Raw genomic sequence first — 25275 nt, forward strand, 5'->3', positions numbered from 1 at the left:
AGGTATGGACGGCAATCACAGCGGCGGGCTCGGCCTCGTCGGCGACATCGGCGGCACCAATGCGCGCTTCGCCCTGGTCGAATTCGACGGTCAGGAACCCCGCCTGATCGAGCCGACCGCCTACAAGGGCGAGGACTACAGCACGGCAGAGGACGCCATCGAGGAATACCTGCGCAAGGTCGGCGTTCGCCATCCCGACCAGGCCGTGGTCGCCGTGGCGGGGCCCATCGACCATGGCCAGGTCCACATGACCAACCTGGACTGGCGGATCTCGGAAGACGGCCTGCGTCGCGCCGGCGGTTTCCGGAACGCCAAGCTGATCAATGACTTCACGGCGCAAGCTCTGGCCGCGCCGCGCCTGGCGCCCAAGGACCTGCGCCAGATCGGCCACCTGCCGACCTCGGGTGAGGGCGATCTCGCGATCCTCGGCCCGGGCACCGGCTTCGGCGTCGCCGGCCTGGTGCGCCGTCACGGCCAGGAGCTGCCGCTGGCCACCGAGGGCGGCCACGTCGCCTTCGCCCCGGTCGACGAGATCGAGATCGAGGTGCTCCGTGCACTGACCAAGCAGCTGGACGGCGGCCGGGTCTCGGTCGAGCGCATCCTGTCGGGCCCCGGCATGGAAGACCTGCACGTGATCCTGGCCGCCGCCGAAGGCCGCAAGGTCGAGGCCCTGGAAGCCAAGCAGATCACCGAACGCGCCGTCGAGGGCTGCGCCGACAGCCTGGCCACGGTGAACCGCTTCTGTGCGGTGCTGGGCTCGACGGCCGGCGACATCGCCCTGACCCTGGGCTCGCGCGGCGGGGTCTTCATCGCCGGTGGGATCGCGCCCCGGATTATCGACATCCTGGAGAAGAGCCCGTTCCGCGAGCGCTTCGACGCCAAGGGCCGCCTGTCGGGCTTCACCCAGGCGATCCCGACCCACGTGATCATGCACCCGCACACCGCCCTGATCGGCGCGGCGGTGGCCCTGACGCCGGAGGGCCGGGCGGCCGTTTCGTAGTCATTTTCTTGGGGCTCGCCATGACAGCCTTGTCATGGCTTAGTATTCGCCAAACCGAAACGAATCGGGGCGGCGAGGGACGGAATTGAGCGCCAAGATCACGATCCACGACGTGGCCCGCGAAAGCGGAGTCTCGATCAAGACCGTTTCGCGGGTCCTCAACCGTGAGCCCAACGTCAAGGCCGACACCCGGGACCGGGTGCAGGCCGCCGTGGCCGCGCTGAACTACCGCCCGAACATTTCGGCCCGCAGCCTGGCGGGTTCGAAGGCCTATCTGATCGGCGTCTTCTTCGACAACCCCAGCCCCGGCTACGTCACCGACGTGCAACTGGGCGCGATCGCGCGGTGCCGTCAGGAGGGCTATCACCTGATCGTCGAGCCGATCGACTCGACGGGTGACGTCGAGGACCAGGTCGCGCCGATGCTGGCGACCCTGCGCATGGACGGGGTGATCCTGACCCCGCCGCTCAGCGACCATCCGACGGTGCTGGCGGCGCTCGAGCGGGAAGGCGTGCCCTATGTCCGCATCGCGCCCGGCGGTGATCTGGACCGCGCCGCCTGGGTCAGCATGGACGACCGCCTGGCCGCCTACGAGATGACCAAGCACCTGATCGGCCTGGGTCACAGGGACATCGGCTTCATCATCGGCCACCCCGACCACGGCGCCGCGCGCCAGCGTCACCAGGGTTTTGTCGACGCCATGCGCGATGCTGGCCTGGCCGTGCGTGACGACCGGGTGGAGCAGGGCTGGTTCTCGTTCCGCTCGGGCTTCGAGGCGGCCGAGAAGCTGCTGGGCGGGGCCGATCGTCCAACCGCGATCTTCGCTTCGAACGACGATATGGCCCTGGGCGTGATGGCCGTGGCCAACCGCATGCGGCTCGACTTGCCGTCGCAACTGTCCGTCGCCGGTTTCGACGACACCCCCGGCGCCAAGATCACCTGGCCGCAGCTGACCACGGTGCGCCAGCCGATCGCCGCCATGGCCGGCGCCGCCGCCGACATGCTGATGCAAGGCGTCGAGCGGGAGGAGGGCGCGCCGCCGCCCTCGCAGGTCCTCGACTTCGAACTGGTGGTCCGGGAATCCACCGGATCCGCGCCCAGCTAGGATGATCTGACCGCATCGCACACATGGTACCGCAATCATATTGTCCTTGACAGCGCTGTCCAATCGAAGTGAGATCGCCACGATCAAGACGGTCGCCCCACGAAAGGGCGGCTCAGGAGGAAACACCATGAAGCCGCCTGGCCCGACCAGCGCCCGTCGCCCCCTGTGGGCACGATCACTCCCCTCCAAGCGGACCTGAACCGCTTTCCTTTCGCTCGGCGCGGTTCCCCGCAAGCATCGCGCCGAGCGCCTTTCTCGACCTTTCACATGATCCGCCAGGGGGCGGGCGTATTCTGGGAAGTCCTATGTCCGTATCTCGCCGCCTCGTGCGCGCTTCCGCCCTGGCTCTTGTTCTCGCCGGCGGACTGGCTGCGACGACCCTGGCCCAGACGTCCCCGAACGCCACGGCGCATCCCGAGGCCTGGCCCAAGGCGGCGAGCCCATCGATGATCACCGACGCCAAGACCGAAGCCTTCATCACCCAGCTGATGGGACAGATGACCGTCGAGGAGAAGGTCGCCCAGACCATTCAGGCCGACGGGGCCTCGATCACGCCCGAGGAACTGAAGAAGTATCGCCTCGGCTCCGTTCTCGTGGGCGGCAACAGCGCGCCGGACGGCAACGACCGCGCCACGCCCCAGCGCTGGGTGGAATGGATCAAGGCCTTCCGCGCCGCGGCGCTGGACAAGCGCGGCGGTCACCAGGAAATCCCGATCATCTTCGGCGTCGACGCCGTGCATGGTCACAACAATGTCGTCGGCGCGACGATTTTCCCGCACAATATCGGCCTGGGCGCGGCGCGCGATCCGGACCTGATCCGCCGCATCGGCGAGGCCACGGCCGAGGAGATGGTGGCGACCGGCGCCGACTGGACCTTCGGTCCCACCGTGGCCGTGCCGCGCGACGAGCGCTGGGGCCGCGCCTATGAGGGCTATGCCGAGGACCCGGAGGTCGTGAAGTCGTATTCCGGTCCGATGACGCTGGGCCTGCAGGGCGCGCTGGTCGCCGGCAAGCCGCTGGGCGCTAGCCATGTTGCGGGCTCGGCCAAGCACTTCCTGGCCGACGGCGGCACCGAGGGCGGTCGCGACCAGGGCGACGCCAAGATCTCCGAGGCCGACCTCGTCCGCCTGCACGCCGCCGGCTATCCGCCCGCCATCGACGCCGGCATCCTGTCGGTGATGGTCTCGTTCTCCAGCTGGAACGGCGTCAAGCACACTGGCAACAAGAGCCTGCTGACCGACGTGCTGAAGGGCAAGCTGGGCTTCGAGGGCTTCGTGGTCGGCGACTGGAACGCCCACGGCCAGGTCGAGGGCTGCACCAACACCAACTGCGCCCAGGCCTATCTGGCGGGCATGGACATGATGATGGCCCCCGACAGCTGGAAGGGGCTCTACGACAACACCCTGGCGCAGGTGAAGGCCGGCCAGATTCCGATGGCGCGCATCGACGACGCGGTCCGCCGCATCCTGCGGGTCAAGGTCAAGGCGGGCCTGTTCGAGAACAAGCGTCCGCTGGAAGGCAAGTATGAGCTGCTGGGTTCGCCCGCTCACCGAGCGGTCGCGCGCGAGGCGGTCCGCAAGTCGCTGGTCCTGCTGAAGAACGAGGGCGTCCTGCCGCTGAAGAGCTCGGCCCACGTGCTGGTGGCGGGCGACGGCGCCGACGACATCGGCAAGGCCGCCGGCGGCTGGACCCTGACCTGGCAGGGCACGGGCAACAAGAACAGCGACTTCCCGCACGGCCAGTCGGTCTATGGCGGCGTCGCCGAGGCAGTGAAGGCGGGCGGCGGCAGCGCCGAGCTGTCGGTGTCTGGCGACTTCAAGCAGAAGCCCGACGTGGCCATCGTGGTGTTCGGCGAGAACCCCTATGCCGAGTTCCAGGGCGACATCACCAATGTCGAATACCAGGCGGGCGACAAGCGCGACCTGGCGCTGCTGAAGAAGCTGAAGGCCGCCGGCATCCCGGTCGTCGCCGTTTTCCTGAGCGGTCGTCCGCTATGGACCAATCCCGAGATCAACGCCTCGGACGCCTTCGTCGCCGCCTGGCTGCCGGGCTCGGAAGGCGGCGGCGTGGCCGATGTGCTGGTGGGCGATGTGGCCGGCAAGCCGCGCTTCGATTTCCAGGGCAAGCTCTCGTTCTCGTGGCCCAAGCGCGCCGACCAGGAGCCGATCAATGTCGGCGACGCCAACTACGACCCGCTGTTCGCCTACGGCTACGGCCTGAGCTACGCCAAGCCCGCGAAGGTGGCGAAGCTGTCGGAGGACCCGGGCATCGCGTCGACGGCCGTCAATGTCGACCGCTACTTCGTCGATGGTCGCACGCCCGCGCCGTGGATGATGAATGTGGCCGGCGCCGTGTCGGTGAAGACCATCGACGCGGGCGCGCAGGAGAACGCGCGCCAGGCGACGTGGACGGGCGAAGGCGCCGGAACCCTGGGTGTCCTGGGCCAGCCGGTCGACCTGTCGCGCCAGACGACGGGGGACATGGCGGTGATGATCCGCTACAGGGTGGATGCATCCCCAAGGAAACCGGTTTCCTTGAACCTAGCCTGTGGCGAATCCTGCGGGGCGGCGGTAGACGTAACGTCAACGTTGTCAGGTGCGAAAATAGGCGAATGGCGTACGGCGAAGATCAAACTTTCCTGCTTCCTCGCCAAGGGAGCGGACGTGACGCACGTTTCGTCCCCGTTCGCACTGACGACTTCGGGACCGCTGACGCTGTCCTTCACCGAAATCCGGCTCGCCTCCAACGAGGGCGACGCCTTCTGTCCACCGACCTGATCCGCCAAGGAGCGGCAGCATGATCCGAGCTCGCCGCTCCCGCATTGTCGCCACTCTCGGCCCGGCCTCCAGTTCGCTGGACATGATCGTCACCCTGGCCAAGGCCGGGGCGGACGTCTTCCGCCTGAACTTCAGCCACGGGGCCCACGAAACCCACGCGGCCGTCTATGCGGCGATCCGCGAGGCGGAGAAGATCGTCGATCGTCCGCTGGGCATCCTGGCCGACCTGCAAGGCCCCAAGCTGCGCGTCGGCAAGTTCGCCAATGGCCCGGTCATGCTGAAGGCCGGCCAGGCCTTCCGGTTCGACAACGACCCGACGCCGGGCGACGAGACCCGGGTGCACCTGCCGCACCCCGAGATCCTGACCGCCATGCGTCCGGGCGCGACCCTGCTGCTGGACGACGGCAAGCTGCGCATGACCGTGACCGAGGCCGGTCCGGGCTATGCCAACACCACCGTGGTCAACGGCGGCAAGCTGTCGGAGCGCAAGGGCGTGGCCGTGCCGGACGTCGTCCTGCCGATGTCGCCCCTGACCGCCAAGGACCGCGAGGACCTGGCCTTCGCCTTGCGACTGGGCGTCGACTGGGTGGCCCTGTCGTTCGTGCAGGCCCCGGAAGACATGGCCGAACTGCGCCGCATCGTCGAAGGCCGCGCCGCCGTGCTGGCCAAGATCGAAAAGCCCCAGGCCCTGAAGGTGCTGGGTCCGATCCTCGACCTCTGCGACGGCGTCATGGTCGCGCGCGGCGACCTCGGCGTCGAAATGGCGCCGGAAGAAGTGCCGGTGGCGCAGAAGGAAATCCTGCGGGCGGCGCGCGAGCGCGGCATCCCGGTGATCGTGGCGACCCAGATGCTGGAGTCGATGATCAGCTCGCCCACGCCCACCCGCGCCGAAGCCTCTGACGTCGCCAACGCCGTCTACGAAGGCGCGGACGCGGTCATGCTGTCGGCGGAGTCGGCGGCCGGTGAATATCCGGAAGAGTCGGTCTCGATGATGAACCGCATCATCGAGCGCGTCGAACGCGACCCGCGCTGGCCGGAACTGATGCAGGCCGAGCAGACCCACGACGACGTCGACGCCGACGTGCTGGTGGTCGCCGCCGCCGGCGCGGCCAAGGCCGGCTCGACCAAGTGCCTGGTGGCCTTCACCACCACCGGCTCGACCGCCCGCCGCCTGGCGCGCGAGCGGCCGCTGCAACCGGTGCTGGCCCTGTCGCCGGACATTAACGCCGTGCGTCGCATGGCCCTGTGCTGGGGTGTCGAGCCGCGGGTCAGCGCCCAGCCCGACAGCCTGGAAGTCGTGACCACCGACGCTTCGAGCAAGGCTCTGGAGCTGGGTCTCGTCGCGCCGGGCGAGCGCCTGCTGGTCGTGGCCGGCACGCCGTTCGGGGCTCCGGGCGCGGCCAACCTGCTGCGCCTGGCTCATGCGCCCGCGCCGGCGCGTCGTCGGTAGGTTACGGAGGCGCCGGCTTGCCGGCGCCGATCCTCAGCTAAACGAAGCCGGCAGCAGCCGCTGATAGCCTCTGCGCACCGCGCCGTAGCACTCGCAGGTCATGGCCTCGAGACCAGCGCGGTCCAGAATCTCGACGACCCCGCGACGATAACTGATCAGGCCCTTGGCCTGCATCGAGCCGGCGACGGCGGTGACGGTCGTGCGCTGGACGCCCAGCATGTCGGCCAGGAACTCCTGGGTCAGGTGCACCGTGTTGTGGTCGATGCGGTCGTGGCACGACAGCAGCCAGCGGCAGAACCGCGCCTCGACCGCGTGCAGGGCGTTACAGGCCACTGACTGGATGGCGTGACCGAACAGGGCTTCGTTGTGGCGATCGACCAGGTCGCGCAGGGCGGCGCTACGCTTCCAGATATCATGCAGCGGGCCGCTGGCGATGCGCAGAGCCGAGCCCGGCGACTGGACGATCGCGCGCGACAGCGACTGGCGCGGCGCCACGGCGGCCATCAGGCCCAACGCGCCTTCGCGGCCGATCGTGGCGGATTCGATGGCCGCGCCGCTTTCCATCAACGTCATCAGCGAGATGACGCAGTCGTTCGGGAAGTACACCTGATCGATCAGGTCGCCCGGATCGTAGAGCAGGCGGCCCTTCTCGAGATCGACCGTGGAAAGATGAGGCGTGAGCAGGGCCTTGTCTTCGTACGGCAATGCGGAAAGCAGTCGGTTCTTCAAGGTCGCTAACGGCCCAGTCATGGCGAATCGAACGCCGTCTCACGGCAAGGGTTGCAAGCTATAGGTTGACCGGATGCTGGGCGCCGTCGCTTAGCCGACACAATCCAGGCAGGAGCCCCTCAAAAACAAGGGAGTCCGCGAACGTGTCTGCTTTTGTCCATCATTTGATGTGGTGCAAGTTTGTCGGGTATCCGACATATCTACTCAATGAAAATCGGTCGCAACTTGCATTGAACTGCACGTGACAAAGAAAAAGCCGCCCTGACGGCGGCTTGAAGGTCGAGGTTTCCAGGAAGCGCGGGAGGCCTTCCTTGCGATCGGGGAACCGCAAGGAAGAGCCGATGACGCGGGTGGCGGTACCCCCGTCTCAGGCGCCGGCCCAACCCTTGGGAACGGAGGGAGCCTAAGCGTCTGGTCCCACGCGCACGCCTTCGTCGGTCATGCCAGGCGAAGGCGTGGGCGCTCTTCGGCGGTCGGGCCGCCCGTGAGGACGGCCCGCGCCCTGACTCACTTGGGCTTGGCGAAGGCCGAGGACATCCAGCCCCGAGCGCCGTTTTCGTCGTCGACTTCCATCCAGACGCCGTTGCGCTGGCCGGTGGGATAGACGAAGCCGCCCGACTTGACGACGCCGACCGCGGCGCCCGACGGCGAGGCGGAGGCGCGCAGGGTGACGTCCTGGGTGGTGGCCAGCAGGTTCGGCGCGGTGGCCGAGGCGGCGGAGGTGGTCATGGTCGCCGACACGGCCGTCGCGGTGGCCCCGGCACCGCACTTGCCCTGATAGAGCCCGCCCATGATAGCGCGGCGCTGTTGGGCGATCTGGATGTTCTGGGCTTCGCGCTGCGCCTTGGCGGCGGCGGAGGCCTTGGCCTGGGCTGCGGCGGCGTTGGCGAACATGCCAAGGCCCGGGACCCGGCCCAGGGCGCCGCTGTAGAGCGCGGCGTTGACGCCCAGGCTGGCGGCGGTCTCGGCGCCGCGGGCCGCGCCTTCGGCGCTGGCGATGGCGCTGTTGGAGACGCCCATCATCTGGTCCATGCGAACCATCTCGGCGTTGATCTGGTCGCAGCTCATCGACGCGTCGGCCGGATAGCTGACCTGCAGCTGGGCGTGCGCGGTGGTGGCGGCCAGGGCAAGGCCGAGGGCGGCGCCAAAGGCGGTGAAGTTGGCGATGGTCTTGTTCATAGGTCTGCTCCCCGAGGATCGGGCCGGCGACCGTCCGCTCCCTGCGGGCTGCCGGTCCGTCATTTCGAGAACGACGGTATCCGGCGCCGGCGGAGGCGGCCTATCCCCAGACCTGGGGGTAGCAAGCGCGCCAGGCGAGCGGTTCGCCGCCTGGACGCGCGTAGAGAGCAGGTGGGGGCTAGAAGCCCATCAGGCGGGCGTAGCGGTCGCGGTGGAAGCTTGCCCCGCCGAACAGGGCCTCGGTGACGCGAGCCCGCTTCATGAAGAGGCCCGCGTCGTGGGCGTCGGTCATGCCGATGCCGCCGTGCATCTGGACCATCTCGTTGGAGGCCAGGTGAACCAGCTCCGACGCCTTGGCCTTGGCCAGGGAGGCCAGGGCGCGGGTGTCGCCACCGGCGTCCAGGGCTTCGAGAGCCGCCTCGACGCACGAGCGCGTGGTCTCGATGTCGGTGAACCACTTGGCGGCGCGATGCTGCAGCGCCTGGAAGGTGCCGATGACCTGGCCGAACTGGGTGCGGGTCTTGATGTACTCGAGGGTGATGTCGAAGGCGGCGCTGGCGCTGCCCAGCATCTCGGCCGCGAGACCGGCATAGGCGCGGTCCAAGGTCGGTTCGAGGATCGCCCAGCCCTTGTCGACCTCGCCCAGCACCGCGTCCGCGCCGACCTCGACACCGTCGAAGGCGATCTGGGCCGCGCCGCGCGAGTCCATCAGCGCCAGGTGCTTGCGGGTGACGCCGGGGGCGTCGCCGGCAACCAGGAACAGGGTCAGGCCGTCCGTCCCCGCGCCGCCGGTGCGGGCCGCGACGATCAGCAGGTCGGCGGCCTCGCCGTCCAGCACCAGGGTCTTGGTCCCGTTGAGGACATAGCCCGCGCCGCTCTTGGTCGCCGTCAGCGCCGTACGGCCCGGATTGTGGTGCGAGCCTTCGTCGATCGCGAGCGTAGCGACGGCCTCGCCGGTGGCGATCTTCGGCAGCCAGGCCTGCTTCTGCGCGTCCGAGCCGCCCAGCTGCAGCGCCGAGGCGGCGATCATGGCGGTGGAGAGCAGGGGAGAGGCGGTCAGGGTGCGGCCGGTCTCTTCCAGGATCAGGCCCAGGCCCAGATAGCCGAACGCCGAGCCGTCATAGTCCTCCGGCACGATCACTCCGGCCCAACCCATCTCGCCCATCTCCGCCCAGGCGGCGGGATCGAAGCTCTGGCCGGACTTGCCGTCGCGCAGCTTGCGCAGGGCGCCGACGGGCGCGCTTTCGCTGGCCCAGCCCTTGGCGGCGTCGCGCAGCATGGTCTGTTCTTCGGTCAGGACGGCCATCAGGCGTGCTCCCTGGATTGATGACGGACGGCCCAGTCGAGGGCCTGTTCCAGACGGTCGTTGCCCCAGAAGAGCTCGCCGTCGGCGGTGAGAAAGCTGGGCGCGCCGAACAGGCCGCGCGCCTTGGCCATGCCCACGTGGTCTTTGAGCCTGGCCTTGATCGGGTCGGATTGGGCGGCGGCCAGGACGTGCTCAGGCCCCGCGCCCACTTCCGCGATCAGCGGCGCGAGGACTTCGGGGCTGGAGATGTCGAGGTCGTCGACGAAATTGGCCTGGTAGACGGCTCGGCTGAAGGCGGGTGTCCAGCCGTCCTCGATCCCGACGATCGCCACGCGAGCGGCCAGCAGGCTGTTGCGCGGGAACTGGCTGGGGTGATGCAGGGGCAGGCCCTGCTGATCACAGACCCGCTCCAGGTCGCGCCACATGTAGTCGCCCTTCACGGGGACCACGTTGAACGGACTGTCGTTCATGCCCTGCTGCTCATGGAACAGCGGACCCAGCAGGAAGGGCCGCCAGGCCACGGCCACGCCCCTCTCGTCGGCCAGTCGCTCGATGCGCATGGCCGCCGGATAGGAGTAGGTCGAGGCGAACTCGTACCAGAACTCGATCATCGGACTATTGGTGATCCAGCAGCCCGAGGACGCGCTTGGCGACGACGTTGAGGTTCACCTCGCTGGTGCCGCCCTCGATCGAGTTGCCCTTGGCGCGGAGCATGGCGCGCGGCGCGGCCAGCTCCTCGGGGGCGAAGCCTTCGCCGGCCCAGCCGAGGCCCTGGAGACCGAGCGCCTCGACGAGGAGTTCGGTGCGCTCCTGGTTCATCTTGGCGGCGGCGTACTTGATGATCGAGACGGCGGCGCTGGGGCCGGAGCCCTGCTTGGACTCGGCCTCGGCGCGGCGCACGGTCAGCATGAAGGCGTGGGCGTCCATGGAGTGGGCGGCGAGGCGGGCGCGGAAGTCGCCGTCGGCGATGCGGCCTTCGCTATCGACGCCGATCTCCTTCTTGGCCGCCTCGACGGGGCTCAGCCCGCCGCCGCCGCCAAAGCCCGAGGCGCTGATGTTCTGGCGCTCGTACTGCAGCAGGCGCTTGGCGATGTCCCAGCCGCCGTTGACCTTGCCGACCAGCTGTTCCTTCGGGACCTGCACATTGTCGAAGAAGGTCTCGCAGAAGGGCGAGGAGCCGCTGATCAGCTTGATCGGGCGGGCCTCGACGCCGGGCGAGGTCATGTCGAACAGCACGAACGAGATGCCCTCGTGCTTCTTGGTCGTGTCGGTGCGCACCAGGCAGAAGATCCAGTCGGCCTGGTCGGCATAGCTGGTCCAGACCTTCTGGCCGTTGATCAACCAGTGGTCGCCCTTGTCCTCGCACTTGGTCTGGAGGCTGGCGAGGTCGGAGCCCGCGCCCGGTTCGCTATAGCCCTGGCACCAGCGGATCTCGCCACGCACGATCTGGGGCAGGAAGCGCTGCTTCTGCTCCTCGGTGGCGTATTCCAGCAGCACCGGACCCAGCATCCAGATGCCGAAGCTCATCAGGGCCGGGCGCGCCTTCAGTCGGCGCAGCTCCTGCTCCAGCACCTTGTTCTGGGCCTTGGACAGGCCGCCGCCGCCGTATTCCTTGGGCCACATCGGGGCGGTCCAGCCCTTCTCGGCCATGCGGTCCAGCCACAGCTTGGCGTCAGGGTTCTTCCAGGCCATCTTCCGGCCGCCCCACGGCGCCTCGTCCTCGCTGCTCATCGGCGCGTTCAGGGACGAAGGATAGTTGGCCTCCAGCCAGGCGCGGGTCTCGGCGCGGAAGGCGTCGAGTTCGGTTCCCCCGAAGTCGGCCATCGTCTCATCTCCCTAAGCGGACGTTTTGCCCAATGGGCTTATCGGCGGACACAGTACGCCTGGAATTAGCGCGGGCAAGTCGATTCAAACAGTCGTTCGCATCATCGCCCGCGACCGTGTCATGGTTTGCGAGTTATAGGAGAACCGCTGCTGGATCCCGCGAGGGATTCGTCCTTCCGGGATCTGGATGTCCTCGACAGTTTTCAGGCCCGCGGCTCTGGCGATCGCCCCGACCTTGGCGGCGATCCTGACCGCGTCGGCCGGGGTCATGCTGCTGGCCTCGGGCGCGACGCCCTCCGAGCCGACCCGGTTCCTGCTGCTGCTGGCCTTCGCGCCGGACCTGCTGATCGAGATCAGCCACTTCTTCTCCTCGATCCTGGGTCTTGTCCTGCTGCTGCTGGCGTTCGGCCTGCGCGCGCGGCTGGGCGCGGCCTGGTGGGCGGCGCTGATCGTGCTGGCCGCCTCGGCGGTGCTGGCGATCTTCAAGGGCCTTAACTGGGAGGAGACGGCGCTGCTGTCGATCTGCTTCCTGGCCATCCTGCCGTTCCACGACGCGTTCCCGCGCAAGGCGGCCCTGACCAAGATGGAGATCACGCCCGGCTGGCTGCTGTCGGCGGCGGCGGCGATCGTCGGGGCCAGCGTGCTGGGCTGGTGGTCGTTCCACCACACCGAATTCGCCGACAAGTCCTGGATCCGCGTCCTGCAGGACCATGACGAGGCCGCCCGCGCCATCCGCTCGTCGGTGGCCGCCGCCATCGTGCTGCTGGCCGTCGGCGTCTGGCGCCTGATCGCCACCGCCGCCACGCCGGCCGTGGTCGACGACACCGACCCGGAGTTCGACCGCGTCCGCGCCATCCTGGCCAAGGCCGAGGACGCCGAGCCCAGCTCGAACCTGGCCCTGCTGGGCGACAAGCGCTTTCTGTTCTCGGCCTCGGGCGAGAGCTTCCTGATGTTCGGCGTGCGGGGGCGGTCCTGGATCGCCCTCGGCCCGCCGGTCGGCAAGGTCGAGGAGCGGATGGAGCTCTTCTGGCGCTTCCGCGAACTGGCCGACGCCCACGCCGCGCGCGCGGGCTTCTACAGCCTGGGTCCGGAAGACCTGCCCGACACCGTGGACTTGGGATTGGCCATCCAGAAGACCGGCGAAAGCGCCGCCGTGCCGCTGGAGGCCTTCAGCCTGGTCGGTCGCCGTCGTGAGGTCCTGCGCCGCAACTGGCGCAAGGCCGGGGAGGGCGGCGCGGCCTTCGAGGTCCTGCCCGTCGGCGCGGCTGTCGCGATCATGGGCGAGTTGAAAGCCATCTCCGACGCCTGGCTGGGCCACCACGCCGGCGGCGAGAAGAGCTTCTCGATGGGCGGCTTCGACCCGCGCTACGTCGCTGAGTTCCCGGTGGCGGTGGTGCGCGGCGAGGAGGGCAAGATCGTCGCCTTCGCCACCCTGTGGCTGACGGCTGGCAAGACCTCGTTCTCGATGGACCTGATGCGCTACTCCGACGAGGCGCCCAAGAACGTCATGGACTACCTGTTCGTCGAGCTCCTGCAGTGGGGCAAGGACGAGGGCTACCAAGCGTTCGAGTTCGGCGTAGCGCCCTTGGCCGGCCTGCAGGATCGCCGACTGGCCCCGATCATGTCCCGCGTCGGGCGGCTGCTCTACGAGCGTGGCGAGGAGATCTACAATTTCCAGGGCGTGCGCCGGTACAAGGACAAGTACGACCCCGTCTGGCAGCCGCGCTACATTGCCGCGCCCCAGAAGTGGGCCATCCCTTTTCTGCTCGCCGACATCGGTTTGCTGTCGTCCGGAGGCATGTCCGGCCTGACGAAACGGCCCAAGAAGGCGCCTGCGACGTCCGCGACCTAGTAGCGCGGCTGGTTCCCGGTCTCGACCCCCAGCAGGTTGACCAGATGCACCATCATCAGCATCAGGCCGACGACGCAGACCATCATCAGCGGGCGCCACGGAATCATGCGCGGACCCTTGATTACATTGATGGGGCGGGCGCCGAACCAACCGCAGACGACGGCGAGGACAAGGAACGTGGCCGCGGCGGCGATGGTGAAGGGCAGGTCCATGGCCGCTTCTAGGCCTGCGACAATCTGCCTGGCAAATAGTTAACGCGCGTTAACCCTCTTGCTTTTCAAGCGCGCTACAGAACGTTAAGACTCTGTCCCGATTCCTCCACAGTGATCCGCGCGGGCACTACATCTGGCGTTTTCGTCGCGTTTACTATCTAGGAATCGATGACTAGCGTTTCCCCTAGATGCGGGGAGATCGATTCGCATGACGGCGGCTTCGCCATGGAGCGTAAAGGGGATCGACCCCAAGGCACGAGAGGTCGCTAAGGACCTCGCGCGTCGCTCCGGCATGACTTTGGGCGAATGGCTCAATCGGATGATCATCGAAGGCGATGGTCAGGCTCCGGACCTCGGTTCCGAGAGCGCGCCTAACCGCGCCTATCTGGAAATCGTCAAGGAAGACGCGCCCCCGCGTATCGAGATGGCCGAGCATCCGGCCGATGAAGTCGGTCGCGTGGCCATCGCCCTGGATCGTCTGACCCAGCGCATCGAGGCGGCCGAGGGCCGCAGCGCCGCCGCCATCTCGGGCATCGACCATTCCGTCCGCGACGCGCTCACGCGCTTGGGACAATCCGAACGTGAACAGATCTCCGTCGCCGCCCGTTTCGAAGGGGCTGTGGACGAGCTGAAGACCGAACAGGCGCGCGCCGGTGAGCGTGTGCGCCGCATGGAAGCCGAGGCGGCGGGCCCGCGTTCGGCCGAGGCTCTTCGTGCGCTCGAGGGCGCGCTCGGCAAGGTCGCCGGTCACCTCTATGAGGGCGAGGCCCGCACCCGCGAGGCGATCGCTGCGCTGGAAGCCCGCCTGAACGAACAGGCCGCGCCGGTCCAGCAGGATCCGACCGCCCTGGTCGACGCCGTCGTGGCCCGCCTGGGCGAACGCCTGGAAGCCGCCGAAGTCCGCACCAGCGAGGCCCTGCGCGAGATGAGCTCGTCGTTCGCCGCCCTGGACCAGCGCATGGGCACGGTCGAGGGCGCCAATCCCGCCGCCGGCGTGCAGGAGCGCCTGGACAGCCTGGCCGCCAACCTCGCCCAGAAGATGGAAGCCGCGCGTCTGGAGATGGCCGCCAAGCTGCGCGAGAGCGCCGATGGCCGCTTCGATCGCATGGAGCGCAAGCTGGGCGAAATGGCCGCCCACGTTCAGGCCGCCGAGCAGCGCTCGGCCCAGGCCATCGAACGCATGGGCCGCGAGGTCGTCGGCGTCGCCGACGCCTTCAACCGCCGCGTCCAGGCCGCGGAGCAACGCAACGCCACGGCCATCGAGCAGGTCGGCGGCGAGGTGGCGCGGATCGCCGCCACCGTCGAGCACAAGCTGAACCGCGCCGACAGCGTCCAGGCTCAAGCCCTGGAAAAGCTGGGCGGCGAGATCGCCCGCATCACCGAGAAGCTGGCGGAGCGCATCGGCGCCGCCGAGCGTCGCAACGCCTTGGCCATCGACGACGTCGGCGAGCAGGTCGCCCGCGTCACCGAGCGCCTGAACCAACGCCACGAGCGCTCCAGCCAGGAGTTGGTCGACCGCATCCGCCAGAGCGAAGAGCGTACGCTCAAGATGCTGGAAGAAGCGCGCGACAAGATCGACACGCGCCTGCACGACGCCCAGCGCAAGCTGGAGGTCGCGCCGCCGGTTGCTCCGGCCCCGGCCCGCGCCGCGCCGGCAGCCCAAGCGCCGGCCCACTCGCCGTTCGACGAGAGCTATTTCAGCCAGGCCGCCTCGTTCAGCCATGGCGCCCAGGACCATCACGCGGTCCATGACGACGAGGAAGACGAGTTCGTGGCTCCGGCCGCGCCGACCCGCGCCTCGGCCTTCGAGGTCGCCGAGTTCCCGGCCGCCGAGCCCGAAGAGCGCAGCTTCGGTCACGACGACTACGCCATGGCCGACGGCTTCGAGCCGGAAGCGCCTGCCTACGAAGTCGAGCCCGAGGTTTCCGACTTCGCGCCGGCCGAACCGGCTCGCCCCATGTCGACCCGCGACATCATCGAGCAGGCCCGCGCGGCCGCCCGCGCCGCGGCCGCGTCGGACGCCAAGCCGGCCGGCAAGGCCAAGCCCGACAAGAAGGCCAAGGCCGGCAAGTCGGGCGGCTCGTCGCTGTTCGGCGGCTTCGGCTTCGCCAGCAAGAAATCCAAGACGCGCCTCGGCGCGACCGTGGCCACCGCCGTCACCGTCTTTGGCGCCGCCGGCGCCCTGGGCGCGGGCGTGGGCGGCCTGCTGCTGCTCAACACCGACGGTTCGGGCGCCGCCCCGACCCGCGTCGCCAACGCCATCGCCGGCCGCCAGGCCGACGTCGTGGTCAATGGCCCGGAAGCCGACACCACCCCCAACGCGCCGCGCGCCGCCATCGCCCTGACCGCCGGTCAGCCGACGCCGGTCCAGGCCGATGCGCCGGTCTCGCCGGCCGCCCTCGACAACGGCAAGGCGCTGTTCGAGGAGGCTGTCCGCAAGATCGAGACCGACGACCGCTCGGGCGTCGAGGTGCTCAAGCGCGCCGCCAACGGCGGCTATCCGGCCGCCCAGTTCTACCTCTCGAAGATGTACGAGAGCGGTAAGGGCGGCGTGAAGCTGGACATGCCGGAAGCCCGCCGCTGGAGCGAACGCGCCGCGGCCGGCGGTGACCCGCGCGCCATGCACAATCTGGCGCTCTACTATTTCAAGGGCCAGGGCGGCCCGAGCAACATGACCTCGGCCGCGACCTGGTTCCGCAAGGCCGCCGACTCCGGTCTGGTCGACAGCCAGTTCAACCTGGCCCAACTCTACGAGCGCGGCCTGGGTGTCAGCACGAACCCGGCCGAAGCCTACAAGTGGTATGTGATCGCCGGCCGCGCCGGTGACGCCACCGCCCGTGGTCGGGCCACGGCCCTGCGCTCGCAACTGACCGCCGAAGCCCAGCAGACCGCCGACCGCTCGGCCATGGCGTTCCGTCCGCAAACCCAGACCCAGACGGCCAGCATCGCTCCGGCCGCTCAAGCCGCCAACGCCAACCTGGGCATGGCCCAGCGCGTGCTGTCGCAACTGGGCTACTATCAAGGTCCGCGCGATGGCGTGGCTTCGCCGGCCCTGCGCATGGCGATCCAGGCCTACCAACGCGACCAGGGCCTGCCGGCCTCGGGGGCGATGGACGCCGACACGCTGAACCGCCTGTCGGTCTACGCGCGGTAGGCCAAAAGCCGCTCATCCCCGCGAAAGCGGGGACCCAAGCTGATTTCGGGGTCGGGTTCGCTCGGCCCCGTTTTCATGCCTGCTTACCGCCGAATGGGTCCCCGCTTTCGCGAGGATGAGCGGTGGTTGCGATTGACCCTCCCGCGTGACACCGGCAATCAGGGACCTCCCTGACGCCGCAAAGGCCGCGCGAGCTTTGCATTTCTACCTCCCCATCGCCGAAGTCTCGGTGAATGCGCTGCTGCTGGTGGTGCTGGGCGGGCTCGTGGGCTTCATTTCCGGCATGTTCGGCATCGGCGGCGGTTTCCTGATGACGCCGGTGCTGGTGTTCATGGGCATCCCGCCGGTCGTGGCCGTGGCCAGCGAGGCCAACCACGTCGCCGCCTCGTCGGTCTCCAGCGTCATCGCCTACAGCAAGAAGCGCGTGGTCGACTTCCGCATGGGCGGCGTCCTGGCCAGCGGCGGGGCGATCGGCTCGTTCATCGGGGTCGAGGTGTTCCGATGGCTGCGCCTGATCGGCCAGGCGGACCTGGCGGTGTCGGTCTCGTACCTGCTGTTCCTGGGCGTGATTGGCGGGCTGATGCTGACCGAGTCCGTCGGCGCGATCCTGCGTCGCCGCAGCGGCCAGCCGCCCAAGCCGCGTGGCGATCGCCGGCCGGCGCTGCTGTACGCCCTGCCGTTCAAGGTCCGATTCCCGCGCTCGCGGCTCTATATCAGCGTCATTCCGCCGATCCTGCTGGGCGTCTTCGTCGGCATCCTGTCGGCGGTGATGGGCGTCGGCGGCGGCTTCATCCTGGTGCCGGCCATGATCTATCTGCTGCGCATGCCCGCGCCGGTCGTGGTGGGCACCAGCCTGTTCCAGATCGTCATCACCACCTCGCTGACCAGCGTACTGCAGGCCGGCCGCAACCAGACGGTCGACATCGTGCTGGCGACGCTGCTGCTGATCGGCGGGGTGATCGGAGCCCAGCTGGGCGCGCGCGCCTCCGGCCGCTTCCGCGCCGAGGAGCTGCGGGCGCTGCTGGCCCTGCTGGTGCTGCTGGTCGGCCTGCGCATGGGCGCGGACCTGTTCCTCAAGCCCGACGAGGCCTTCATCCTGATGACGGGGACGGCGCGATGACCCCGCCCGTCGAGGTCCCCCTGGTCCAGGCGCCGCCGGCTCCTGTCGTTTCGGCCGCCCTGACCGACACCGAGATCCGGGTCAGCTCCGGCTTCCGGGGCGCGCGGATCGTGCTCTACGGCGCCGTCTTCGATCCGACGGACAAGCCCAGCGACATCGTCGTCATCGTGCGCGGCCCGGACACGCCTCTGCGCATCGCCCGCAAGACCCAGGTCGCCGGCCTGTGGCTGAACAGCCGCCCGGTGGTGTTCCGAGGCGCGCCGGGCTTCTATCGCGTGGCCTCGACCCGGCCGCTGCAGGACATCGCCGGCTTCGCGCCGCTGCGCCACCTGGGGGCGGGCCTCGAGCACCTGGCCATCGCCGCGCCGCTGGAGCAGCGGGTCGAGACGACCTACGGCGTCCGCGACGTCGTGGTCAGCCGCCTGGGCGCCGACTATCTCGACTGGCGGCGCGCGGTGATCCGCCTGAAGGAGAAAGCTGGGCTCTACGCGGCCGATCCGCGAGGGGTCCGCTTCGTCGACAAGGGCCTGTTCCGCGCTCAGCTGGACCTGCCGGCCGAGGCCCCGATCGGCCAGTACACCGCCCGTATCGTGCTGTTCCAGGACGGCAAGCCGGTGTCGATCCGCGACCGCGCCCTGGTCGTCGAGAAGGCCGGAGCGGAGCGCGCGCTCTATGTGTTCGCGAAAGATCGTCCGTGGACCTATGGGCTCGTGTCGGTAATAGTCGCGCTCGGGGCAGGGTGGGCGGCTTCGGTCGCCTTCCGAAGGAGTTGAGTCATGAATGAGTCCGTGGGCGGGCGGACGCCGGTTCCTCCGGCTGTATGGGTATTTGGTCTTTCGACCATCATGCCCTTCTTCGTCGCGTCGGTGCTGTTCTGCTACGGCCCGGCCGCGATCCAGAAATCTTCTCTGGTGGCTCTGCTGGCCTACTCGGCGGCCATGGTCTCGTACTTCGGCGGCGTGCGGACCGGCCTGGAGATCGAGAACCCCAGCCCGCGCTGGTCGGTCCTGGGCATCTCGCTGCTGTTCCCCTTGGCCGCTTTCGGCCTCCTGCTGGGCGAGCTGAAGTTCGAGCCGGCCTGGCAGCTATCGGGCTTCCTGCTGGTCTTCCTGCTGCAATGGGTCTGGGACGTGACCGACCACGACGGCCCCAGCTGGCGTCCTCGGATGCGCACCCTGCTGACCGCCGGCGCGGCGATCTCGCTGGCCTTCGCCCTGGAGCAGGCGCTGCATATGTGAGGATTTCCCTCTCCCCATGCGGGAGAGGGTGGCCGCCGAAGGCGGTCGGGTGAGGGGTTGAAGAACGATACCGCCGCGAATGGCCTTTCGGCCGCCGCGGCGTTTCTGTCTGTGCGACCCCTCATCCGTCGGCTTCGCCGACACCTTCTCCCGCAAGGGGAGAAGGAAACTCAGTCCGGCCGTAGCGACTTCATCCCCACCGCATGGACCCGCTTGGGACCCAGCGCGCCGGCCATCATCGGGCCCGCGAACAGGCTCGAGAACGCCGCGTCCAGAATGTTCAGCCCGCCCGTGAACGCGCCGAAGGCCGGCAGCACCAGCCTCTGACCATCGGTGACGAAGCAGCGGCGGCGGGTCGTGGCGCGACCGCTGGAGACCTTGGCCGCCGGGTGCAGGTGCCCCGCGACCTCGCCGGGCTGAGCGCCGGGCAGCGGCTCGTGCCGCAGGATCAGGCCGGAGATCGCGGCCTCGTCGATGATCTCGCCGGGCAGAACCTTGGGGCCGTCGGCGTCGTGATTGCCCACCGCCCAGACGAGCTCGCGCCCCATGGCCAGCCCCTCGAGCCGCCGATAGTCGTCGGCCGCCAGCCGCGCCTCGCCGTCGCCGTCATGGAAGCTGTCGCCCAGGAAGATCAGCCGCTTGGGCGAGAGCAGGGCGATCTCGCGGTCCAGCCGGTCCAGGGTCTCGCGAGTGTCATAGGGCGGCAGCATCTGGCCGAAGCGCGCGGCGTAGCTGCTGCCCTTCTCGAAGTGCAGGTCGGCGACGACGAGGGCGCCGTCGCGCTCCAGCCACAGGGCGCCGGACCAGCGGAGCATGACCTCGACGTTCGACAGGCCGACGCGCAGGCCGCCGCAGATGGAGGGGGAAAATCGCATCACGACATGGCCTCGGCGATCAGGTCTTCTTCGGCTTCGGCCAGGATCATCTCGCCGGCGGCGTCGCCCGGCGCGCGCTCGCGGCCGATTTCCAGCATGATCGGCACAGCGAACGGCGAGACGCGGTCCAGCGGCATATGGCGGATATGGCCCTTCACGCGGGCCAGCATGTCGCCCAGGCGGGCGATGTCGAGCATGCCCGTCGCCGCGTCGTGGCGCGCGCAGCGGAGCATCAGGTGGTCGGGTTGGTGTTTGCGCAGCACGTCGTAGATCAGGTCGGTCGAGAAGGTCACCTGCCGTCCGGACTTCTCGGCGCCGGGGTGGCGGCGCTCGATCAGGCCGGAGATCAGGGCGGCATGCTTGAACGCCCGCTTCATCATGAAGCTCTCGTCGAGCCAGGCCTCGAGGTCGTCGCCTAGCATGTCCTGGGCGAACAGTTCGTCGAGATCCAGACCGTCCATCGGCCGCAGCGACCACAAATTCAGGGCGTAGTCGTTGCAGACGAAGCCCAGCGGTCCCACGCCCAGGCGGTCCAGCCGGCGGGTCAGCAGCATGGCCAGGGTGGTGTGGGCCAGGCGGCCGTCGAACGGGTAGCAGACCATGTGGAAGCGCTTGCCGCTCTGGAAGGTCTCCAGCAGCATCTCGCCTTCTTCCGGAATGGCCGAGCGGATCTTCTGCCAGGACAGCCACTCCTGGACGTCCGGGGGCAGGGCCGTCCATTCGCGTTCGTCGTGCATCATCTGGCGCACGCGGCCGGCCAGATAGGTCGACAGCGGGAACTTCGATCCGCCCCAGCTGGGCATCTTCGGATCGTCGTTCGGCGCGGGCGAGACGAAGGCGTCAGCCCCGACCAGGCTGTTGTAGCGCCAGACCTGCCCCGCGAAGATGAAGGTGTCGCCGGGCGTCAGCTGCTCGAAATAGCCTTCTTCCGCCTCGCCGATCTTGCGCCCGCCCATCGGTCTTTTGCCGCCGCCGATGCGGATATTGATCATGCCCGGAGAGACGATGGCCCCGACGTTCATCCGGTGCTGCTGGCGGGCCTGGGCGTTGCGGGCGGTCCATAGACCGTCCTCGTTCTTCACGATGCGGCGGAACTTGTCATAGGTGCGCAGCGCGTAGCCGCCGGTCGAGACGAAGTCGACGACGGTCTCGAAGTCTTCCCAGGTAAGCTCGGCATAGGGACCGGCCGAGCGGACCTCGTGATAGAGCGCGGTCAGCTCGAAGGGCTCGGAGCACGCGCAGCCCATGATGTGCTGGGCCAGGACGTCCAGCGCGCCGACACGCGGCGGGTCGCCGTCCAGGTGGTTCTCCAGGATGGCGTCGGCGGCGGCGCGGCACTCCAGCATCTCGAAGCGGCTGGCGGGCACGAACAGGGCGCGGCTGGGCTCGTCCAGGCGGTGGTTGGCGCGGCCGATCCGCTGGACCATCCGCGAGGCGCCTTTGGGCGCGGCCAGCTGGATGACGAGATCGACGTCGCCCCAGTCGATACCCATGTCCAGGGTCGAGGTGCAGACCACGGCCCGTAGCGCGCCCTTGGCCATGGCGGCCTCGACCTTGCGGCGCTGTTCGGCCGAGAGGCTGCCATGGTGCAGGGCGATCGGCAGGTCCGCCTCGTTCAGCTCCCACAGGCGCTGGAACGCGAACTCGGCCTGGAAGCGGGTGTTGACGAAGATCAGCGCCGTCTGGGACTGCTTGATGATCTCGTAGACCTCGGCCATGGCGTGCTCGGCCGTATGGCCGGCCCAGGGGACGCGGCCGCCGGAGACGAGGACCTCGACGACGGGCTGGGCGCCGCCGGAGCCGAGGACGAGGTCGATGGAGTAATCTCTCCTCCCCTCTTGGGGGAGGTGGCCCGGAGGGCCGGAGGGGGCTAGCTCTGAGACGGCGGTGCTGTCCCCTCCGTCGCTCCGCGACACCTCCCCCGGAGGGGGAGGAGAGGCGTAGTTCACCCCCAACCACTTCCGCACCAGGTCAGGATCGTCGACCGTCGCCGACAGGCCAACCCGCCGCATCTCGGGCGCGAACGTCTGCAGGCGCGAAAGGCCCAGGGCCAGCAAGTCGCCTCGCTTGCTCGGCCAGATCGCGTGGGCCTCATCGATGATCACGCAGCGCAAGTCGGAGAAGTATTCGCGCGCGCCTTCCCAGGCGCAGAACAGGGCCAACTGCTCGGGTGTCGTCAGCAGGATGTCCGGCGGCTTGATCCGCTGGCGCGCCTTGCGGCTCTCGCCCGTGTCGCCGGTGCGGCTCTCGGCCACGATCGGCAGGTTCATCTCGCGGATGGGCGTCAGGAGGTTACGCTCGACATCTACGGCGAGGGCCTTCAGCGGCGAGATGTAGAGGGTGTGGACTCCGGCCGGCGTATTGCGCGGCGGGCGTTCGGAAAGCTCGATCAGGCTGGGCAGGAAGCCGGCCAGGGTCTTGCCGCCGCCGGTCGGGGCGATCAGCAGGGTCCCGCGACCGGCCCGGGCTTTCTCCAGCATGGCCAGCTGATGCTCGCGGGGGCTCCAGCCGCGCTTGGCGAACCAGTCTTGGAACTTGGCGGGAAGGGCGGACGCCGCGGACATTGTCCGCGATATAGCATGTTCTCTTTCTGTTTCACGGGGGTTTTGCTAACAGACTCGCGTGACCGCTTCCCCGCCGACTCTGGATCTGGCTCCGGCCCTGGTTGTCCTGCCTGGGCCGCGCGCCGGCATGGCCGATGGCGGCGGCGAAGGCCGGATGCTGCGCGCGCCGGACGCTCGCGATCTGTTCGAGCACGGCCCGGTGCTGGTGGCCCACGCGGCCATGGCCGCCCGCCGCCTGAACCTGTCGCCCCCCTCGCGCCATCCGCGCCTGTTCGACGTGCTGGAGCTCTACGCCTTCGTCCGTCCGGCGACCTTCTGCGCGCCGTCGGCGGTGGGCCTGGCCATGGCGCTGGGGCTCGCCGAACCGCACGGCGCGGCCGAACAGGCCCAGAGCCTGCGCGAGAGCGCCGACGCCCTGCTGCGTGACCTGGCCCTGACGCCGGTTCCGTCCCGCGAGGAGGCCCTGGCCGTCGCCGAGACCCTGGCCAAGGCCGGATGGTCGTGGGGGCCCGCCGTGATCGGCGCGCTGCGCTCGGTCCAGGCCGGCAACCAGTTCCGGGGCTCGGGCCTCGACGTCTGGGCCCGCATCGCCGAGTGGGAAGACCAGGCCCCGCCCGGCGAGTCCGGCTCGCGTCCCATCGATCCCGAACGCGCCGGCGAGCGCTTGGCCGAACTTCTGCAACGCTCGGGCCTGGAGGAAATCCGCGAGGCCCAGGTGACCTTCGCCAAGGAGGCCGCCTTCGCCTTCCAGCCCCGCGAACGCGAAGGCGAGCCGCGCATGATGCTGGCCGAGGCCGGCACCGGCGTCGGCAAGACCCTGGGCTATCTGGCGCCGGCGTCCTTGTGGGCCGAGGCCAACGGTCCGTCGGTCTGGGTCAGCACCTATACCCGCGCCCTGCAGCGCCAGATCGAGCGCGAGAGCCGGTCGATCTATCCCGACCCCAAGGAGCGGGCCAAGAAGGCCGTCGTGCGCAAAGGGCGTGAGAACTATCTCTGCCTGCTGAATTTCCAGGAGCAGATGAACGGCGCCCAGCTGGGCAATGGCGACCTGATCGGGCTGGCGCTGACGGCGCGATGGGCGCGGGCGACCCGCGACGGCGACATGACTGGCGGCGACTTCCCGGCCTGGCTGCCGACGCTGTCCGCTGTGCCGCCCTCGGCCCAGGCCAGTCCGTCGAACCTCGTGGATCGGCGGGGCGAGTGCATCCATGCCGGCTGCCAGCACTATCGCATCTGCTACATCGAGAAGGCCGTGCGGGCGTCCAAACGCGCCGACCTGGTGATCGCCAATCACGCCCTGGTCCTCACGCAAGCCGCCTTCGATGGCGCGCGGACGGCGCGAGGCCTGAAGGGCGACAACGAGACCACCAGTCTGAAACGCATCGTCTTCGACGAGGGTCACCACCTGTTCGAGGCCGCCGACAGCGCTTTTTCCGCTGCCCTATCGGGCGCTGAAGCGGCGGAACTGCGCCGCTGGATCCGAGGACCCGAGGGGCGTGGCCGTCGTGGCCGGGGCCTGGAGGCGCGCCTGCTCGACATCCTCGGTGACCGCGAGGGCGCGCGGGGGGCGATGAACCAGGTCATCCAGGCCGCCGCCGCCTTGCCGGGCGAGGGCTGGTCGGGCCGGGTGGCGCCGCCGGACGGCCAGATCAATCCGATCGGCCCGATCGAGAACTTCCTGGTCGCGGTGATCGAGCAGCTTCGGGCCCGCACCAGCGAGCGCGGCGGGCAGGACCTGGGCCTGCAATGCGACGCCCGGCCGGCCACCGATCTGGTCCGCGAGCGCGCCCCGGAGGCGGCCAAGGCCCTGGCCGCCATTGAGGCCCCGCTGCTGGCCCTGGCCCGCGCCCTGGAAGACGTGCTGGACGAGGACGCCGAGCACCTCGGGACCTCCGAGCGCGCGCGCATCGAAGGCGCGCTGCGGGGCCTGGACCGCCGCGCCCGCATGACCCTGCCGGCCTGGCGCTCGATCCTGAAGGCGGTCGAGGACGACGAGGTCGATCCGGCCGCGACCGATCCGGACTTCGTCGACTGGTTTGAGGCGACCTTCCTCTATGGCCGGGTCGTCGACGCCGCCTGCCGCCGCCACTGGGTGGACCCGACCGAGCCGCTGCGCGCGGCGGTGCTGTCGCCGGCACACGGGGTGCTGGTGACCAGCGCCACCCTGGTCGATCCGGCGTTGGAGGACCCGTTCGCCCTGGCCGAGATGCGCACCGGCGCAGCGCGCCTGCCGTCCGCGCCCAAGGTGCTGCGGCTGGTCTCGCCGTTCGACTACGAGAACCACGCCAAGGCCTATGTCGTCACCGACGTGAACAAGGAAGACCCGCGCCAGGTCTCGGCCGCCATGCGCGAGCTGTTCCTGGCCGCCGGGGGCGGGGGCCTTGGCCTCTTCACCGCCATCCGCCGCTTGAAGGCCGTGCACGAGCGCATCGCCGCGCCGCTGGCCGACAACGGCCTGGCCCTGTACGCGCAGCACGTGGACCCCCTGGAAGTGGGCGCGCTGGTCGATATCTTCCGGGCCGAGGAGGACGCGTGCCTGCTGGGCACAGACGCCATCCGCGACGGCGTGGACGTGCCGGGCCGGTCTCTGCGCCTGCTGGTCTTCGACCGGGTGCCGTGGCCGCGTCCGGATGTGCTGCACAAGGCCCGCCGCCTGCGCTTCGGCGGCAAGGGTTATGACGACGCCGTGGCCCGCGCCCGCATCAGCCAGGCCTTCGGCCGCCTGATCCGCCGCGCCGACGACCGGGGCGTGTTCGTGATGCTGGACGCTGCCGCGCCGACGCGCCTGTTCTCAAGCTTGCCGGAAGGCGTCACGATCGAGCGGGTGGGGCTGGTCGACGCGATCGAGGCCACCGCCGCATTCCTATCGAAGACACGGACCTAGCAGCAC

At 69.2% G+C, this 25275-nt stretch carries 18 protein-coding genes; 10 read left to right on the plus strand and 8 right to left on the minus strand.

Going from position 1 to position 25275, the window contains the following annotated elements; translation table 11 throughout:
* Nucleotides 1-4 precede the first annotated feature (4 nt).
* The 4 genes from glk (at nucleotide 5) to pyk (ending at nucleotide 6332) form a co-directional block, all read left to right on the plus strand.
* Nucleotides 5-1000, plus strand: coding sequence for a glucokinase (glk, locus tag AC07NN_RS13570; RefSeq protein ID WP_494641528.1), 996 nt, complete (start codon nucleotides 5-7; stop codon nucleotides 998-1000).
* Between the two features lie 85 nt (nucleotides 1001-1085).
* Entirely contained in the window at nucleotides 1086-2105 is a 1020-nt protein-coding gene (locus AC07NN_RS13575) for a LacI family DNA-binding transcriptional regulator (RefSeq protein ID WP_494641530.1), read from the plus strand.
* A 305-nt stretch (nucleotides 2106-2410) separates the two neighbouring features.
* A complete protein-coding gene (locus AC07NN_RS13580) occupies nucleotides 2411-4882 on the plus strand; it encodes a glycoside hydrolase family 3 protein (RefSeq protein ID WP_494641532.1) in 2472 nt (823 codons plus the stop codon).
* Nucleotides 4883-4901: 19 nt separating this feature from the next.
* Nucleotides 4902-6332, plus strand: coding sequence for a pyruvate kinase (gene pyk / locus AC07NN_RS13585; protein WP_494641533.1), 1431 nt, complete (start codon nucleotides 4902-4904; stop codon nucleotides 6330-6332).
* Between the two features lie 33 nt (nucleotides 6333-6365).
* Here pyk and AC07NN_RS13590 read toward each other — a convergent pair whose 3' ends face one another.
* The 5 genes from AC07NN_RS13590 to AC07NN_RS13610 all read right to left on the minus strand — a co-directional run bounded on the left by AC07NN_RS13590 (nucleotide 6366) and on the right by AC07NN_RS13610 (nucleotide 11370).
* Entirely contained in the window at nucleotides 6366-7082 is a 717-nt protein-coding gene (locus AC07NN_RS13590) for a Crp/Fnr family transcriptional regulator (RefSeq protein WP_494641535.1), read from the minus strand.
* Between the two features lie 486 nt (nucleotides 7083-7568).
* The gene (locus AC07NN_RS13595; RefSeq protein WP_494641537.1) at nucleotides 7569-8240 is read right to left on the minus strand and encodes an SH3 domain-containing protein; all 672 of its coding nucleotides are present in this window, start codon (nucleotides 8238-8240) and stop codon (nucleotides 7569-7571) included.
* Nucleotides 8241-8418: 178 nt separating this feature from the next.
* Entirely contained in the window at nucleotides 8419-9546 is a 1128-nt protein-coding gene (locus AC07NN_RS13600; protein WP_494641539.1) for an acyl-CoA dehydrogenase family protein, read from the minus strand.
* Nucleotides 9546-10157, minus strand: coding sequence for a 2-hydroxychromene-2-carboxylate isomerase (locus tag AC07NN_RS13605; protein ID WP_494641541.1), 612 nt, complete (start codon nucleotides 10155-10157; stop codon nucleotides 9546-9548). Before AC07NN_RS13605 ends, AC07NN_RS13600 begins: the two co-directional genes overlap by 1 nt.
* A 4-nt stretch (nucleotides 10158-10161) precedes the next feature.
* A complete protein-coding gene (locus tag AC07NN_RS13610; RefSeq protein ID WP_494641543.1) occupies nucleotides 10162-11370 on the minus strand; it encodes an acyl-CoA dehydrogenase family protein in 1209 nt (402 codons plus the stop codon).
* A gap of 187 nt (nucleotides 11371-11557) precedes the next feature.
* Between AC07NN_RS13610 and AC07NN_RS13615 the strand changes: the two genes are divergently transcribed.
* Nucleotides 11558-13222 carry a phosphatidylglycerol lysyltransferase domain-containing protein gene (locus AC07NN_RS13615; protein ID WP_494641545.1) on the plus strand — a complete coding sequence of 555 codons (1665 nt, stop codon included), beginning with the start codon at nucleotides 11558-11560 and terminating at the stop codon, nucleotides 13220-13222.
* Here the strand turns inward: AC07NN_RS13615 and AC07NN_RS13620 are convergent.
* Complete coding sequence (locus tag AC07NN_RS13620; RefSeq protein WP_494641547.1) at nucleotides 13219-13434, minus strand: hypothetical protein; 216 nt, start codon at nucleotides 13432-13434, stop codon at nucleotides 13219-13221. The two genes, AC07NN_RS13615 and AC07NN_RS13620, sit on opposite strands and share 4 nt — an antisense overlap.
* 208 nt (nucleotides 13435-13642) lie before the next feature.
* Here AC07NN_RS13620 and AC07NN_RS13625 point away from each other — a divergent pair, with 208 nt between their 5' ends.
* The 4 genes from AC07NN_RS13625 (at nucleotide 13643) to AC07NN_RS13640 (ending at nucleotide 18946) form a co-directional block, all read left to right on the plus strand.
* Nucleotides 13643-16588, plus strand: a complete 2946-nt coding sequence (locus AC07NN_RS13625; RefSeq protein ID WP_494641549.1) for a peptidoglycan-binding protein — start codon at nucleotides 13643-13645, stop codon at nucleotides 16586-16588.
* A 196-nt stretch (nucleotides 16589-16784) separates the two neighbouring features.
* Nucleotides 16785-17708 (plus strand): sulfite exporter TauE/SafE family protein, encoded by a 924-nt coding sequence (locus tag AC07NN_RS13630; protein ID WP_494641551.1) that lies wholly within the window; start codon nucleotides 16785-16787, stop codon nucleotides 17706-17708.
* A complete protein-coding gene (locus AC07NN_RS13635) occupies nucleotides 17705-18481 on the plus strand; it encodes a TIGR02186 family protein (RefSeq protein WP_494641553.1) in 777 nt (258 codons plus the stop codon). Before AC07NN_RS13630 ends, AC07NN_RS13635 begins: the two co-directional genes overlap by 4 nt.
* 3 nt (nucleotides 18482-18484) lie before the next feature.
* Nucleotides 18485-18946: a DUF3429 domain-containing protein gene (locus AC07NN_RS13640; protein WP_494641555.1), complete on the plus strand. Its 462-nt coding sequence runs from the start codon at nucleotides 18485-18487 to the stop codon at nucleotides 18944-18946.
* A 170-nt stretch (nucleotides 18947-19116) separates the two neighbouring features.
* Here AC07NN_RS13640 and pdeM read toward each other — a convergent pair whose 3' ends face one another.
* Both pdeM and AC07NN_RS13650 read right to left on the minus strand, forming a co-directional pair.
* Complete coding sequence (gene pdeM / locus AC07NN_RS13645; RefSeq protein ID WP_494641557.1) at nucleotides 19117-19824, minus strand: ligase-associated DNA damage response endonuclease PdeM; 708 nt, start codon at nucleotides 19822-19824, stop codon at nucleotides 19117-19119.
* Nucleotides 19821-22385 carry a ligase-associated DNA damage response DEXH box helicase gene (locus AC07NN_RS13650; protein WP_494641559.1) on the minus strand — a complete coding sequence of 855 codons (2565 nt, stop codon included), beginning with the start codon at nucleotides 22383-22385 and terminating at the stop codon, nucleotides 19821-19823. Before AC07NN_RS13650 ends, pdeM begins: the two co-directional genes overlap by 4 nt.
* A gap of 58 nt (nucleotides 22386-22443) precedes the next feature.
* On the opposite strand from AC07NN_RS13650, the gene AC07NN_RS13655 reads away from it, so the two are divergent.
* Entirely contained in the window at nucleotides 22444-25269 is a 2826-nt protein-coding gene (locus AC07NN_RS13655; RefSeq protein WP_494641561.1) for an ATP-dependent DNA helicase, read from the plus strand.
* The last annotated feature ends 6 nt before the right edge of the window (nucleotides 25270-25275 follow it).

The organism is Caulobacter sp. GW821-FHT09H08 (genome assembly GCF_059415885.1).

Coding starts and splice junctions, on each gene's coding strand:
- glk (WP_494641528.1), top strand. CDS start 5: ATGGACGGCAATCACAGCGGCGGGCTCGGCCTCGTCGGCGACATCGGC.
- AC07NN_RS13580 (WP_494641532.1), top strand. CDS start 2,411: ATGTCCGTATCTCGCCGCCTCGTGCGCGCTTCCGCCCTGGCTCTTGTT.
- pyk (WP_494641533.1), top strand. CDS start 4,902: ATGATCCGAGCTCGCCGCTCCCGCATTGTCGCCACTCTCGGCCCGGCC.
- AC07NN_RS13590 (WP_494641535.1), bottom strand. CDS start 7,082: ATGACTGGGCCGTTAGCGACCTTGAAGAACCGACTGCTTTCCGCATTG.
- AC07NN_RS13595 (WP_494641537.1), bottom strand. CDS start 8,240: ATGAACAAGACCATCGCCAACTTCACCGCCTTTGGCGCCGCCCTCGGC.
- AC07NN_RS13600 (WP_494641539.1), bottom strand. CDS start 9,546: ATGGCCGTCCTGACCGAAGAACAGACCATGCTGCGCGACGCCGCCAAG.
- AC07NN_RS13605 (WP_494641541.1), bottom strand. CDS start 10,157: ATGATCGAGTTCTGGTACGAGTTCGCCTCGACCTACTCCTATCCGGCG.
- AC07NN_RS13610 (WP_494641543.1), bottom strand. CDS start 11,370: ATGGCCGACTTCGGGGGAACCGAACTCGACGCCTTCCGCGCCGAGACC.
- AC07NN_RS13615 (WP_494641545.1), top strand. CDS start 11,558: ATGTCCTCGACAGTTTTCAGGCCCGCGGCTCTGGCGATCGCCCCGACC.
- AC07NN_RS13620 (WP_494641547.1), bottom strand. CDS start 13,434: ATGGACCTGCCCTTCACCATCGCCGCCGCGGCCACGTTCCTTGTCCTC.
- AC07NN_RS13625 (WP_494641549.1), top strand. CDS start 13,643: ATGACGGCGGCTTCGCCATGGAGCGTAAAGGGGATCGACCCCAAGGCA.
- AC07NN_RS13635 (WP_494641553.1), top strand. CDS start 17,705: ATGACCCCGCCCGTCGAGGTCCCCCTGGTCCAGGCGCCGCCGGCTCCT.
- AC07NN_RS13640 (WP_494641555.1), top strand. CDS start 18,485: ATGAATGAGTCCGTGGGCGGGCGGACGCCGGTTCCTCCGGCTGTATGG.
- AC07NN_RS13650 (WP_494641559.1), bottom strand. CDS start 22,385: ATGTCCGCGGCGTCCGCCCTTCCCGCCAAGTTCCAAGACTGGTTCGCC.